Source organism: Bradyrhizobium sp. NBAIM08 (assembly GCF_020193935.1).
Lineage (GTDB): Bacteria > Pseudomonadota > Alphaproteobacteria > Rhizobiales > Xanthobacteraceae > Bradyrhizobium > Bradyrhizobium yuanmingense.
The window spans coordinates 1-457 of sequence record NZ_JADYVR010000263.1; the positions used below are offsets into that span (position 1 = coordinate 1).

Here is a 457-nt window from a genome sequence, read left to right on the forward strand (position 1 = left end):
TCCCATCGCCGCTGTGTCGCTCGATGAGAAGCTCGCCTACACGGGCGAAGGCGATCTTGTGGGCGTCCCCCTCGCGGGTGTTTCCGTTCGCGTGGATGAACAGGGACAACTGCTGGTGCGCGGCGACCAGCTGTTCACATGTTACAGTGGCCAGCCGCCGGTGCAGGAGCATGCGACGGGCGATCTCGCGAGATTGGACGCGGGCAGGATCGTGCTGCTGGGGCGCGCAAAGGACATGATCATTCGCGCTGAGCACAACATCTATCCGGCGCTCTACGAACCCCTGGTCGAGCGCGTCACCGGCGTCCGCCGTGCCGCACTCGTCGGCGACTTCGACGAAACCCTTGCCGATGAGCGCGTGATTCTCGTGGTAGAGCCCGAGGACGGTGTCGAGGAGGCGGACCTGCTCGCACGGGTGGCGAAGTCGGTCCGCGAGGGCCCCGACAGACTGGATTCA

General features: G+C 65.4%; 1 pseudogene. It reads left to right on the forward strand.

Annotated elements, in window-relative coordinates:
- Positions 1–457: pseudogene (locus I6F37_RS39405) on the forward strand (hypothetical protein); the annotation flags it as partial.